The sequence below is a fragment of the Pseudomonas sp. L13 genome (assembly GCF_009935965.1).
Classification (GTDB): Bacteria; Pseudomonadota; Gammaproteobacteria; order Pseudomonadales; family Pseudomonadaceae; genus Aquipseudomonas; species Aquipseudomonas lactis.
On record NZ_QODJ01000006.1, the window covers coordinates 49,030 to 61,443 of the forward strand.

The 12,414-nt window shown below is 60.1% G+C and carries 10 protein-coding genes and 1 pseudogene; 7 read left to right on the forward strand and 4 right to left on the reverse strand.

All coding sequences use genetic code 11. From position 1 onward, the window contains the following. Positions 1–41: 41 nt before the first annotated feature. The 4 genes and pseudogenes from DK871_RS05780 to DK871_RS05795 all read left to right on the forward strand — a co-directional run. Positions 42–914 carry a dioxygenase gene (locus tag DK871_RS05780; RefSeq protein WP_161904313.1) on the forward strand — a complete coding sequence of 291 codons (873 nt, stop codon included), beginning with the start codon at positions 42–44 and terminating at the stop codon, positions 912–914. 3 nt (positions 915–917) lie between these two features. Continuing rightward, on the forward strand, positions 918–1,235 hold the full coding sequence (locus DK871_RS05785; protein ID WP_161904314.1) for a YciI family protein: 318 nt from the start codon (positions 918–920) through the stop codon (positions 1,233–1,235). Beyond that, positions 1,232–1,567, forward strand: coding sequence for a Rieske 2Fe-2S domain-containing protein (locus DK871_RS05790; protein ID WP_161904315.1), 336 nt, complete (start codon positions 1,232–1,234; stop codon positions 1,565–1,567). The genes DK871_RS05785 and DK871_RS05790 overlap by 4 nt, the downstream gene beginning before the upstream one ends. A gap of 84 nt (positions 1,568–1,651) precedes the next feature. Next, positions 1,652–2,056, forward strand: a pseudogene (locus DK871_RS05795) (DDE-type integrase/transposase/recombinase); the annotation flags it as partial. 629 nt (positions 2,057–2,685) lie between these two features. Here DK871_RS05795 and DK871_RS05800 read toward each other — a convergent pair. After that, positions 2,686–5,832 (reverse strand): efflux RND transporter permease subunit, encoded by a 3,147-nt coding sequence (locus DK871_RS05800; protein WP_161904316.1) that lies wholly within the window; start codon positions 5,830–5,832, stop codon positions 2,686–2,688. 30 nt (positions 5,833–5,862) lie between these two features. Beyond that, positions 5,863–7,023, reverse strand: coding sequence for an efflux RND transporter periplasmic adaptor subunit (locus DK871_RS05805; RefSeq protein WP_161904317.1), 1,161 nt, complete (start codon positions 7,021–7,023; stop codon positions 5,863–5,865). Between the two features lie 171 nt (positions 7,024–7,194). Here DK871_RS05805 and DK871_RS05810 point away from each other — a divergent pair, with 171 nt between their 5' ends. Beyond that, positions 7,195–7,773 carry a TetR/AcrR family transcriptional regulator gene (locus DK871_RS05810; RefSeq protein ID WP_161904318.1) on the forward strand — a complete coding sequence of 193 codons (579 nt, stop codon included), beginning with the start codon at positions 7,195–7,197 and terminating at the stop codon, positions 7,771–7,773. Here DK871_RS05810 and DK871_RS05815 read toward each other — a convergent pair. Next, a complete protein-coding gene (locus DK871_RS05815) occupies positions 7,744–8,673 on the reverse strand; it encodes a helix-turn-helix domain-containing protein (RefSeq protein ID WP_161904319.1) in 930 nt (309 codons plus the stop codon). The genes DK871_RS05810 and DK871_RS05815 overlap by 30 nt on opposite strands. 199 nt (positions 8,674–8,872) lie before the next feature. On the opposite strand from DK871_RS05815, the gene DK871_RS05820 reads away from it, so the two are divergent. After that, entirely contained in the window at positions 8,873–10,219 is a 1,347-nt protein-coding gene (locus DK871_RS05820) for an aminotransferase class III-fold pyridoxal phosphate-dependent enzyme (RefSeq protein WP_161904320.1), read from the forward strand. 61 nt (positions 10,220–10,280) lie between these two features. Continuing rightward, positions 10,281–11,768, forward strand: coding sequence for an aldehyde dehydrogenase family protein (locus DK871_RS05825; RefSeq protein WP_161904321.1), 1,488 nt, complete (start codon positions 10,281–10,283; stop codon positions 11,766–11,768). A gap of 112 nt (positions 11,769–11,880) precedes the next feature. Here the strand turns inward: DK871_RS05825 and DK871_RS05830 are convergent, their stop codons facing one another. Continuing rightward, on the reverse strand, positions 11,881–12,357 hold the full coding sequence (locus tag DK871_RS05830; protein WP_032803452.1) for a MarR family winged helix-turn-helix transcriptional regulator: 477 nt from the start codon (positions 12,355–12,357) through the stop codon (positions 11,881–11,883). Positions 12,358–12,414 lie beyond the last annotated feature (57 nt).

The following is a 12,414-nucleotide window of genomic DNA, read 5'->3' on the forward strand; positions in this document are numbered from 1 at the left end:
CGGCACCTGTGTGCCCTCAAAGTTCTTTCGGAGTAATCACAATGAGCGATCACAACACTCAAATTGAGGCGCAGATTTCCCGGCAGGTGCTGAGCAGCTTCGACAGCACACCGGATGCCCGATTCAAACAGATCATGCAAAGTCTTGTTTATCATTTGCATAGGTTTGTCCGCGACGTTGAACTGACCGAGCGCGAATGGCTGGAAGGTATCCGGTTTCTGACGGACACCGGGCACACGTGTGACGGCCTGGTGCGCCAGGAATTCATTCTGTTGTCCGATACCCTCGGTGTGTCGATGCTGGTCGATGCGATCAACCACCGACACAGTGTCGATGCCACGCAAACCACGGTTTTCGGACCGTTCTATATCGAAGGCATGCCTGAACGGGCCTACGGCGAAAACATGGCGTTCACCCCAGGCGAGAGGGCGCTGGTACGCGGGCGTGTGGTGGACGGTCATGGCAATCCCATGGTCGGCGCAGTGATGGACGTTTGGCAGACGGCTGAAAATGGCATGTATTCGGGCCAGGACCCAGAGCAGCCTATTGGTAACTTGCGGGGTCGTTATCGTACTGATTCCAAAGGTTATTTTGCGATCTGTACGATAGTCCCGGTGTGTTATCCGATACCCACCGACGGCCCCGTCGGCCGTATGCTCAAGGCCGCCAACCGCCATCCATGGCGTCCCGCGCACCTGCATTTCATGATTGAGAAACCGGGCTATCGCACGCTGGTGACCCATTTGTTCAATCGGGATGATCCGTACCTGGAGTCTGACGCGGTGTTTGGCGTCAAACAGTCATTGCAGGTGATATATGAAGATCGGATGACCCATGACGATGTGTCCTCCCTACTAGGAATCACATTGCCGTTCAAGCGTGCGAGTTATGAGTTTGTCATGGAGGCCGAGTAAGCCATGGTGCAGCTGTTTGCGATATTCGCCTCTGACCACCCCGACTCCCAAGCCTTGCGCCAGCGATTGCGGCCCAGTCATCAAGCGCACTTGCGGGCAACACAGGTACACCGAGTGGTGGTGCGGTTTGGTGGGCCGACCCTCGATGACGGCGGTGTCAACATGAACGGCACGTTATTGGTCATCGAGGCCGGCAGCCTGGCCGACGTGCAAGCATTCGTTCAGGACGATCCCTATGTCCAAGGTGGGTTGTTTGCCTCGCTGCAGATCCGCCCTTGGCATTGGAGCCTGGGTAACCCACACCTTCAGGCCCCGACATGACTGGCATCACGTTGTGCCGGTTGGAGGACATCGCCGATGGAGGTGCCCTGGGGTTGCCCGGACATCAGCAGCTGTACACCTCGGGTCTGGTGGCGGTGCGCCAGGGTCGAGATGTGTGGGTGTACATCAATCGCTGCCCGCATTTCTCGGTGCCGCTCAACTATCACCCTCAACGGTTCTGTACCTATCAAGGCAGCCTGCTGATGTGTGCTCACCACAGTGCGATGTTTCGTTTCAAGGATGGCGCCTGTATCGATGGGCCCTGCAAAGGGGCGCACTTGGAACCTGTCGTGGTGCGGCGGGTGGGTGACCGTGTCGTACTGGATGTCTGAAAGTGTTGCTCCAATGGCCAGAGGGGCCTGCTTGGATAAATAAAACCAACAATAATAAGGTGAATCCATGTGCAAACTTCTGCGGTTGGTTGGTCAATGAAGGCGCAGATGACCAGTGATTTGGCTATTGATGCGTTGTTGATGGCGGTTTGGAGGCGTAAATCTAAGCAAGAGGTGATGGCTCATTCCAACCAAGGCAGCCAGTACAGCAGCTTCGATTGGCGCAGCTTTTTGAAGGCAAACAATTTGGTTGCCAGCATGAGTCGCCGGGGCAATTGTCATGACAACGCTGTGGCCAAGAGCTTTTTCCAGCTTCTGAAACGGGAACGGATCAAGCGGAGAATTTACACCACGCGGGAAGATGCTCGTAGTGATGTATTCGATTACATCGAGATGTTCTCCAACGTAAAACGCCGCTATGGTTTCAACCGTCAGCTGTCACCGGTAGAGTTTGAAAAGCGTTACGCATTGAGCTTGCAAGGTGTTTAGAGAATCCGGGGCGATTCAAACAACCGAAGCCTAAGTAGTTTACTTCAAGCAAAATAACCTCGGTGATACCTCGTTCAGCCAACTCCAAAGCGGCGTTAATATCAGATGATCCGCCACCAATGATTACAACTGGTGTTTAGAGATCGCACTTGTGATCGCCGTAATGCAGGTCGTATTTTCGAATCATGGTGCAGTATGAAGAAGATTTTTCAAAGACAAAGACATATAAATTTACCTTGTTATCTGAGATGTGAGCCTCGAAAACTCCGTTAGGTCAATTCATTCGTAAGTCGCCTTCAGGCTTCCATGCCCGTGCTACTTATATATTAAGTGCTGCCAGCGATTGTCATAGTGTGTAAGAGCTTAATGATGCTGGCATGTCCCGTATTGCCGGGCTTTTGGTCGAGCCTTGCAATCTGGATTTCCCCTGCCCTCAACTGAGTTACTGGTCATCCAAGTCATTCCAATGAGGTAAATGACCTTCACATAAACCGAATATGCTGGCAAACGCGACCCAGAGATGCACCAGACCAAGAAGATTAACCAGTACTGTTTCGGTTGAATGCATGGCAGATAAAAATATCAAAATGACCGCGACCATCGCGGCATGGTCCATGCCAGCTTGTGGCTTACTCTTCCATCCGCACGGCTGGCAGTGTGTTGTCATCCGGGCTGACAACCGGTTTGTGCTTGAGCATTGAAAGCACCCAGACAAAGAAAACCGGCACAAACACCACCCCCAATATCGTTGCGCTGAGCATCCCGCCGACCACGCCGGTGCCGATGGCGCGTTGGCTGGCAGCACCCGCGCCGGTGGCGATGGCCAGGGGCACGACGCCGAGGATAAAGGCCATGGAGGTCATGACGATGGGACGAAAGCGCAGGCGCGCGGCTTCGATGGCGGCGTCACGCAGGGAGTAGCCCTGGGCCCACAGGTCCTTGGCAAACTCGACGATCAGGATCGCATTCTTGGCCGCCAGCCCGATGATGGTGATCAGGCCGACCTTGAAGTACACGTCGTTGGGCATGCCCAGGCTGGTCACGGCCAGCACCGACCCCAGGGCGCCCACCGGTACGATCAGCATCACCACAAAGGGGATGGCCCAGCTTTCATACAGCGCCACCAGCAGCAGGAACACCACCACGAATGCCAGCGCGAACAGTTGCAAGGCTTGGCCGCTGGCGATCTTTTCCTGGTACGACAAACCGGTCCATTCATAGCCAATCCCTGCCGGCAGCGTGGACACCAGGCGTTCGATCTCGGCCATCGCTTCCCCGGTGCTGACCCCGGACGGCGCATCGCCGGCGATACGGATCGACGGGTAGCCGTTATAGCGGGCGATTTGCACTGGGCCTTGCTCCCACTGGGTGCTGACAAAGGCGCTCATGGGCACCAGGGCGCCGAGGTTATTGGGGATGAACAGTTTGAGCACGCTGTCCGGCGTCATCCGGTCCTGCTGATCGGCCTGCACCACCACCCGTTGCTGGCGCCCGGCGTTGGCAAAATCGTTGACCACCGCCGAGCCGAACGCGGTCGACAAGGTGTTGTTGATTGCATCAAACCCGACGCCCAGGGCCTCGGCTTTTTCCCGATCGATGGTCAGGCGCAATTGCGGGGCCTCGGCCAGGCCTTCCATCATCGCGTAGAGGATTTTCGGATTGCCGTTGGCCTGGCCCAGCAACTGGTCCCGTGCAGCGAGCAAGGCTTCGCGGCCCAGCCCAGCGCGGTCCTGCAGGCGCAGGGAGAACCCACCGGAGTTGCCCATGCCGTCGATGGGCGGAGGGTTCACCGCCATGATCGCGCCGTCGCTGGGGTTGGCAAAGTGTTGATTGACCCCTGCGATTTGCGCTTCGGCAGATTGCTCGTCGCCGCGCAACGACCAGTCCTTTAGGGTCGGAAAGGCCAGGCCGGCGTTTTCGCCCATCCCGGAAAAGCTGAAGCCCAGGACCAGGAAGGTGCTGGCGACCGCGTCACGGGAGGCGAGAAACTGCTCCAGCTCCTGGCCGGTCGCCGATGTCCGCTCCCGCGAGGCGCCGGGCGGCAGTTGCACGTCAACGATCATATAACCCTGGTCTTCCACCGGGACGAAGGATTCTGGCAAGCGCAGGTAGGTAAAGCCCAACAGGACCACCAGCCCCAGATACACCAGCATCACTCGGCCTGCGCGTTTTACCAGGTGGTGATTGAGGGCGCTGTAGCGATCGGTCAGGCGTCCGAACAGGCGGTTGAAGGCGCCAAAGAACCCACGTTTTTCATGATGCCCCTCGGCCACGGGCTTGAGCAGGGTTGCACACAGTGCCGGGGTGAAGGTCAGGGCCAGGAACCCCGAGAACAGAATCGACACCGCCAGGGTCAGGGAAAACTGCTGGTAGATGACTCCCACCGAACCGGCCATGAAAGCCAGGGGCAGGAATACCGCCGACAGCACCACTGTAATGCCGATGATCGCCCCCGATACCTGGCCCATGGCCTTGACGGTGGCGGCCACCGGCGACAGTCCCTCATCGGCCATGATCCGCTCGACGTTTTCCACCACCACAATGGCGTCGTCCACCAGGATACCGATGGCCAGCACCATGCCGAACATGGTCATCATGTTGACCGAGAAACCCAGCAGGTACATCACCATCAACGTGCCTAACAGACACACCGGCACCACAATGCTGGGGATCAAGGTGTAGCGTACGTTCTGTAGGAACAGGAACATCACTAGGAACACCAGGACCATGGCTTCGATCAGGGTATAGATCACCTTTTCGATGGCCACGTCGACAAAGCGCGAGGTGTCATAGGGCACCGAGAATTCAACGTTTGGCGCAAAATTCACCGACAGTTCCTGCAGGCGCTCCTTGACGGCACTGGCGGTCTTCAGCGCGTTCGCCCCCGGCGACAGTTGCACTGCCGCACCCACTGCCGGCTTGCCATTGAGGCGCGTGGTGAAGTTGTAGTCCTGGCTGCCGACCTCGATTCGCGCCACGTCGGCGAGGGTGACCCTGGAACCATCCTGATTGGCGCGCAGCACAATGCGCCCGAACTCTTCAGGGTTGTCCAGGGTGCCCTTGACCGCCAGGGTCGCCGTCAACTCCTGGCCGACTGCGCCCGGGGAGCTGCCGAAGCTGCCTGCGGGAACCTGGACGTTCTGGGCACTGATCGCTCGGCTTACGTCATCGATGGACAACCCGTAGCCCACCAGGCTTTGCGGATCGAGCCAGATACGCATCGCGGCTTCCGAGGCAAAGAATTGCAGCTTGCCCACGCCTTCGACCCGACGGATTTCGTTGTTGACGTTACGCGCGGCGTAGTCGGCCAGTAGGGTCGTATCCTGCGTCGCCGTGCCTTCCTTGTAGCTCAGGGCGTAGATCAGCAGAAAGCCCGCGCTGGTCTGCTCCACCTGGATGCCCTGGTTGAGCACCGCCTGGGGCATGCGTGCCTCGGCCTTTTTCAGGCGGTTCTGCACCTCGACCTGGGCTAGGTCCGGCTGTGTGCCGGGCTTGAAGGTCACGACAATTTCCGCCATGCCGTTGGAGTTGCTGGTGGAGTCGAAGTAGAGCAGGCCCTTGGCGCCATTGAGTTCTTCTTCGATGACGCTGGTGACCGAATCCACCAGCACCTTGGCCGACGCACCGGGATAGGTGGCGGTGACGGTGATTTGCGGCGGGGCGACACTCGGGTACTGAGCCACCGGCAGGGCCGGGATGATCAGTAGCCCGGCCATGGAGATAAACAGCGCAATGACCCAGGCAAACTTGGGGCGCTTGATAAAAAACACAGACATGGTGTGACCTCGAACGCGGTGATACCGGGCTTACTGGCGTGCTGCTTGTTGTTGGACGGCGGGGGCAACAGGCGCTTTCATCACCACCTTGTCACCTGGGGCGAGGCCGTTCTGGCCGCCGATGATGACTCGGTCACCGGCCTCCAGGCCTTGGGTGATCTGCCAGCGCTGGCCCTGCATGGCGCCGGTTTGTACCGCGCGCGGGCTGACGCTGTCGTTGGCATCCACCACCAGCACCTGGGCCTGGCCGTCACTGCCGCGCTGCACGGCGCGCTGGGGCACCAGCAAGGCTTGTTGATCGGTGCCCTGAGGCACTTTCACGCGCACATACATGCCCGGCAACAACACCCCTTCAGGATTGCTGAAGCGTCCGCGCAACGACACTTGGCCGGTGCCACGGTCCACCGCCACGTCAGAGAACAACAGCGTGCCCTGGCTATGGAAGTCGGTGCCTTCGACTTGCAATGACAGCTGCGATGAGTCGCCGGCCAACAAACTGCCGTGCTTGAGGGCCTGGCGCAGGTTCAGCGCTTGCGCCACCGGTTGGGTGAAGTCGGCGTAGATCGGGTCCAGTTGCTGGATGCTTGCCATCAAGGTCGCTTCGCCCTGGCCAACCAGCGCACCTTCGGTCACCAGGGCGCGGCCGATGCGCCCGGAGATCGGCGCGCGGACCGTGGCGTAGCCCAGGTTCAGGCTAGCGGTTTGCAAGTCGGCCCGCGCCGATTGTTGGGCGGCCTGGCTGCTTTTCAGGGCGGCGCGGGCGGTGTCGAGGTCTTGGCGACTGATGGCTTCGACGTCGGCCAGTTGTTCATAGCGCTTGACCTTGGCCTGGTTCTCGAACAACTGCGCCTCGATGCGTGCCAGCTCGCCCTGGGCCCGTGACGCGGCTGCCTTGAGGGGCGCGGGATCGATCTGGAACAGCAGGTCGCCGGCCTTGATTTCGGCGCCTTCCTCGAAGTTGCGCCGCAACACGATCCCAGCAACCCGGGCACGGACTTGTGCCACGCGCACCGGCTCGATACGCCCAGGCAGCACCGTGGAGAGTGAAAAGGCTTCGGGGGCGACGGTTACGGTCTCCACTTCCCGGGGCTGTAAGGCCGCCTTGGGTTGATCGGGAGCGCCACAACCGGCGAGGCCGACAAGGGCTGCCGCTGCAAAGCTGAAAATACGCAGGTCGCGCAAAACGTTCATGTGTCACCTGGAGGGTGGGTCTGTAAAGGCGGCATGATATATATATGCCTCCAATGAGACAATAACGTCTCAGTAGATTCTTTTGTGTTTAAAAGTGTCATTTTCCTTGAGGTCGAGGGGGATTTCGGCACAATGCCTTTCATTTCACGTCCGACCAATGAGCCAGTTGCCATGTCTTCGCCCGCTCCCAATGAAAAACTTCTCAAGGCCTTGGCGGTTGCCATCGTTGACCATCCCCGGGCCACGCTTCAGGAGCTGGCGCGGGCGGCAGGCATCAGCAAGGCCACGCTGCACCGTTTTTGTGGCACGCGGGAACACCTGATCGAGATGCTGTTGGCGTACTCGCGTGAGGTTATGCAGCAGGTGGTCGACGACGCAGACCTTGAGCGCGACGCGCTGGCCGAGGTCCTGCGTGGCCTGATCGACAAGCACTTGGCCCGCCGTGAGTGGGTGTTGTTCATGGTGTTCCAGTACCGCCCGGACACCTTGAACAGTCACGGTTGGCAACCGTACCTGAACGTCCTGGACCGCTTCTTCCTGCGGGGGCAGCAGGCTGGGGTGTTTCGCATCGATATCACGGCGGCGGTCATGACCGAGCTGTTCACATCGCTACTGTGTGGCCTGGTCGAGGCAGAGCGCCTGGGCCGGGCCGCACCGGCGGGGACGGCCTGGGTGATGGAGCAGATGTTCTTGCACGGTGTGAGCGCTGCGCCGCCGCACTCAGCGCTGTCGCAGGGTCTGCGAAGGTAACTCGCCAAACAGCGCCTTGTACTGACCGGCAAAGTGGCTCAGGTGGTAAAAGCCCCATTGGGCCGCCGCGTCGCCAATGCTCAATTCGGCCGGCGACGACATGACCAGGCGGCGCCGCACCGCATTCAGGCGCACGCTGCGCAAGTAGTCCACGGGGCTGGTGCTGGTGATGGTCTGGAAGCTGTATTGCAGGGCACGCCGGCTGACGTGCAGGCGTTCGCACAGATCGACAATGGTGATGGGCTCGTCGTGGCTTTCGAGGGCGATCTGCTGGCTCATCTTTACCAGGTACTGGCGCGTGGGGGCGCTGGGCCGTCGACGTTTTTCAGGGTTCTCGACGCTCCCCAGCAGATCGAGGAAACCACTGAGCAAGCCATGTTCCATGAGTTTGGCCGTGGCTTCATTGAAGTGTTGCGGCGGGCAATCCAGTGCCTGGCCAAGTTGCAGGCGTACACGCTGGTACACCTCACGGGTGCGCTGCCATGGCGACTGCAGCGACGGTGCGGCGGTCAACTGCCGGTAGCTGCGGGGGCTCAGGTTCAGCGCGGCCAGTGCCAGGACCTGCTGGCGGGCAAAGGTCGCGGCAAAGACCTGGGTGTTTTCCGGGGCATGGAACATGAACTCTTCGTGGTTGTTCAGGATTGCCAGGCAGTCCTGCGTGCCGTGGCTGTCGGTGCACAGCGGAATCGAAAAGCACATACGCTCGGCGGGTGACTGGCCGTATTGCACGATGCGCCGGTTCAATTGCTCGTGGAATATCTGGAAGTGCCCGCTACACAGTTGCCGCAAGTGGCTGGCAAACAGGCCGGGGGACAGTTGGTCGTAGGTCTGCTCCCAGTCATGCACCGAGCGCGCGTGCTGGCTGGCGTCGGTAAAGCTAAGGCTTTCGATCTGCGTCATGGTCGTCACCGGTGCGCGGGTGTCCGCCCGTTATTGAAATGTCCGTTGGCGGTGCGGCATCAATACATCACGGTTGCCTCAGGTCCTGCAACCGCTGCAAAAGTGTGCCGATTTGGGATAACGGCCCAGGTACCTCGCTCCCTACAGTCCAGGCTGGCCCGAAACCTCTCGGCCCACCTCTTTGGAAGGGAGTGCAATCATGTACGCGCATTATCAGAACGCCGAAAAAAAATTCTGGCACCCGATGCGAGCGGCCGCGGCCGTTGCGGGGGAACAGACCCTGATCATTGCCAGGGGCAATGGCAACTACGTCACCGATATCCATGGCTGGCGCATGCTCGACGGTATCGCCGGGTTGTGGAACGTCAACGTCGGTCATAACCGTGAAAGCGTCAAGCAGGCGATCCACCGCCAGATGGATGAGCTGGCGTACTACCAGACCTTCGACGGCATTGCCCATCCCAGGGTGTATGATCTGGCTGAACGCTTGACCGGCATGTTTGCCCAGGAAGACATGCAGCGGGTGCTGTTTTCCAGTGGTGGCTCCGATGCCATTGAAACTGCATTGAAAATGAGCCGCCAGTATTGGATTGCCGTCGGGGAGCCCGAGCGCACACGGTTTCTGTCGTTGCGCAACGGCTATCACGGCGTGCACATGGGGGGCACCTCGGTCGGTGGGATCAGTGCCTATCAATTCAACCATGGGCCGCTGCTGGCGGGCTGCACGTTGCTGGATGCTCCGTGGTCCTATCGCAACCCGTGGGACTGCGAAGACCCGCAGGCCCTGACCGGCCACTGCATTCGCCAATTGGAAGAGCAGATCCGCGCGCTAGGGCCGCAGACGATTGCCGCGTTCATCGCCGAGCCGGTGCAGGGCGCGGGCGGGGTGATTGTCCCGCCTGCAGGCTACTGGCCGCAGCTGCGTGCGGTGTGCGATCGCTACGGCATTTTGTTGATCGCCGATGAAGTGGTCACCGGTTTTGGCCGCACCGGCTCGATGCTGGGATCGCGGGGTTGGGGCGTGGCGCCTGACATTCTGTGCCTGGCCAAGGGCATTTCCGCCGGCTACATCCCCTTGGGCGCCACGGTGTTCAATGGGCGCATTGCCCGGGCCATCGAAACCGCTGAAAACTTCGGCCAGGTGATCATGCACGGCTACACCTACAGCGGCCATCCGACGGCTTGCGCGGCCTCCCTGGCGGTGTTGGATATCGTCGAGCAGGAGAACCTGTCGGGCAATGCGGCAAAGGTCGGCGCCTATCTGCTGGAGCGGCTCAAGCCCCTGAGCGAACGCTTCGAGGTGGTCGGCGAGGTGCGGGGCAAAGGCCTGATGCTGGCCCTGGACCTGGTGAGCGACAAGCGTCTGCGCACCCCCGTCGACCCGGCCGAGGGCTACGCCTCGCGCCTGGCGGAACGGGTACGCCTGGAAGGGGTGCTGGTACGTCCGGTGGGCACCAAGATCATCCTGTCGCCGCCCCTGACCCTGACGCTCGAAGAAGCCGACCTGATCTGCCATGCCCTGGAAACCGGCCTGGCCAATACCTGATCTCCCCTTGAACGGCGCCCATTGGGCGCCGCACTGACGATTGCCTTCAGGAGTCCTGTTGATGAGTGACATTGCCTTGCTGCCTGCGGTTACCGAATTTCTTGCCCGCGCACCGGCCAACTTTATAGAAGGGGCTTACCAGCCCAGTACGTCCACACAGCGAATCGCCGTGCGAAACCCTGCGACCGGCCAGGTGATCAGCCATATCCTCGATGCCAGCGACGAGGATATCGAGCATGCCGTCGCCAGTGCGCGCAAGGCGTTCAAGGGCGCGTGGGCGGACACCTCGCCCTACGCCCGAGGTGTGATCCTTAACCGATTTGCCGATTTGCTTGAGGTGCATGCCGAGGAGTTGGCGCAGTTGGAAACCCTGTGCTCGGGCAAGTCGATCAACCTGTCACGCGGCCTGGAAGTGGCCCAGAGCGTGGTGTTCCTGCGCTACTTCGCGGGCTGGGCGAGCAAGATCAACGGCCAGACCATGAGCCCCTCGATTCCGTCCATGGGCGGCGAGCAGTACCTGGCCTACACCCTGCGTGAACCCGTGGGCGTGGTCGCCGGGATTGTGCCGTGGAATTTCTCGGTGATGATCGGCATCTGGAAGATTGCCAGCGCGCTGGTCACCGGTTGCACCATTGTGATCAAGCCCAGTGAGTTCACGCCCCTGGCGTTGTTGCGGGTGGCTGAGCTGGCGTTCGAGGCGGGCTTGCCGGCCGGCGCATTTAACGTGGTCAACGGGACAGGGCAGGTGGGGCAGCAATTGATCGCCCATGCCGCAATCAGCAAAGTCGCGTTCACCGGGTCTGTGCCGACCGGGATCGCCGTGGGCAAGGCGGCGATGGCCGCCGACCTGACGCGCGCGACCCTGGAGCTGGGCGGCAAGAACCCGGCGGCGTTGTTGGCCGATGTCGATATGGACCAGGCAGTGGCCGGGATGGTGCAGATGGCTTATGTGCATCAGGGGCAGGTGTGCGCCGCACCGGAACGCCTCTATGTACACCGCTCACGGGTCAGCGAGTTCCTGGAAAAGCTCGGGCAGGCCCTGGGGACCTTGAAGATTGGCTCACCCCTCGATGAAAGCACCCAGTTTGGCCCGCTGGCCAACCAGGCGCACCTGGAAAAGATCCTCGACTTCTTCGCCAGGGCCAATCAGAACAACACGGTAATCTGCGGTGCCAAGGCCATTGACCGGCCGGGCTACTTTGTCGAACCGACGCTGATCCTGGCCAATGGCCCGGATGACCCTTTGCTGCGGGAAGAGGCGTTCGGTCCGGTACTCTGTGTATTGCCCTACGACACAGAGGAGGAGCTGGTGACCCTGATGAACGACTCGCCCTACGGCCTCACGGCCAGTGTCTGGACCAACAACTTGTCCAAGGCATTGCGCCTGATCCCGCAAATAGAGGCCGGTACGGTATGGGTCAATATGCACACCTTTCTGGACCCGGCACTGCCGTTTGGCGGGGTCAAGGCGTCGGGTGTGGGCAGGGAATTTGGCGATGCGTTTATAGAGGCCTATACCGAGCTCAAGTCGGTGATGATCCGCTATTAGTTGTAGGAGCGAGCTTGCTCGCGAAAAACGTTAACGATAACGCAGCGCCAACAGGTAGCCCGTGGCGCTTGTGGGATTTTCGCGAGCAAGCTCGCTTCTACAGGGGGGAGGGTCAGTCTTCGGGCAGGTTGTCGAACAGGGTCTCCAGCAAGCTGTTGAGCTTGTTGAGTTGCGCGTCCGTCAGGCCCTTGAAACTGGTCTTGAAAATATCCGCCGTGACCTTGTGGCTCTGCTCGATGGTCTGGTACCCGGCCTCTGTCAAGGAGACCTGGGTGACGCGCCCATCGTTGGCGCAGACATTGGTCTGCACCAGGCCGTCGGCTTTCATGCGGTAGACGATTTTGGTCACCGTGGGCAGCTTGGCGATGGCGTGGGTGGAGATTTCCGAGATGCTCGACGAGCCGTTGTCCTTGAGGATCAGGAGGATGCGCCAGCGCGGAATGTCCATGTCGACTTTTTTCAGGGCCTTTTCCATCGCCATGGAATAGCGCCCGTTGACCCGGGCGAGCCAGTAGAAGGGGAACTCTTCTTTCTTGAAATCCTGGCTGGCAGGGTTATGACGATTCACACGTTTTTTCGCGGTGGTCATGCTCGGGCTTCGAATAATGGACAACGGCCGATTGTTGCATATTCACGTGATTGACGT

Bases quoted from the DNA above. Each gene is read 5' to 3' on its own strand.
- DK871_RS05780 (WP_161904313.1), top strand. From the start codon at position 42: ATGAGCGATCACAACACTCAAATTGAGGCGCAGATTTCCCGGCAGGTG.
- DK871_RS05785 (WP_161904314.1), top strand. From the start codon at position 918: ATGGTGCAGCTGTTTGCGATATTCGCCTCTGACCACCCCGACTCCCAA.
- DK871_RS05790 (WP_161904315.1), top strand. From the start codon at position 1,232: ATGACTGGCATCACGTTGTGCCGGTTGGAGGACATCGCCGATGGAGGT.
- DK871_RS05800 (WP_161904316.1), bottom strand. From the start codon at position 5,832: ATGTCTGTGTTTTTTATCAAGCGCCCCAAGTTTGCCTGGGTCATTGCG.
- DK871_RS05805 (WP_161904317.1), bottom strand. From the start codon at position 7,023: ATGAACGTTTTGCGCGACCTGCGTATTTTCAGCTTTGCAGCGGCAGCC.
- DK871_RS05810 (WP_161904318.1), top strand. From the start codon at position 7,195: ATGTCTTCGCCCGCTCCCAATGAAAAACTTCTCAAGGCCTTGGCGGTT.
- DK871_RS05815 (WP_161904319.1), bottom strand. From the start codon at position 8,673: ATGACGCAGATCGAAAGCCTTAGCTTTACCGACGCCAGCCAGCACGCG.
- DK871_RS05820 (WP_161904320.1), top strand. From the start codon at position 8,873: ATGTACGCGCATTATCAGAACGCCGAAAAAAAATTCTGGCACCCGATG.
- DK871_RS05825 (WP_161904321.1), top strand. From the start codon at position 10,281: ATGAGTGACATTGCCTTGCTGCCTGCGGTTACCGAATTTCTTGCCCGC.
- DK871_RS05830 (WP_032803452.1), bottom strand. From the start codon at position 12,357: ATGACCACCGCGAAAAAACGTGTGAATCGTCATAACCCTGCCAGCCAG.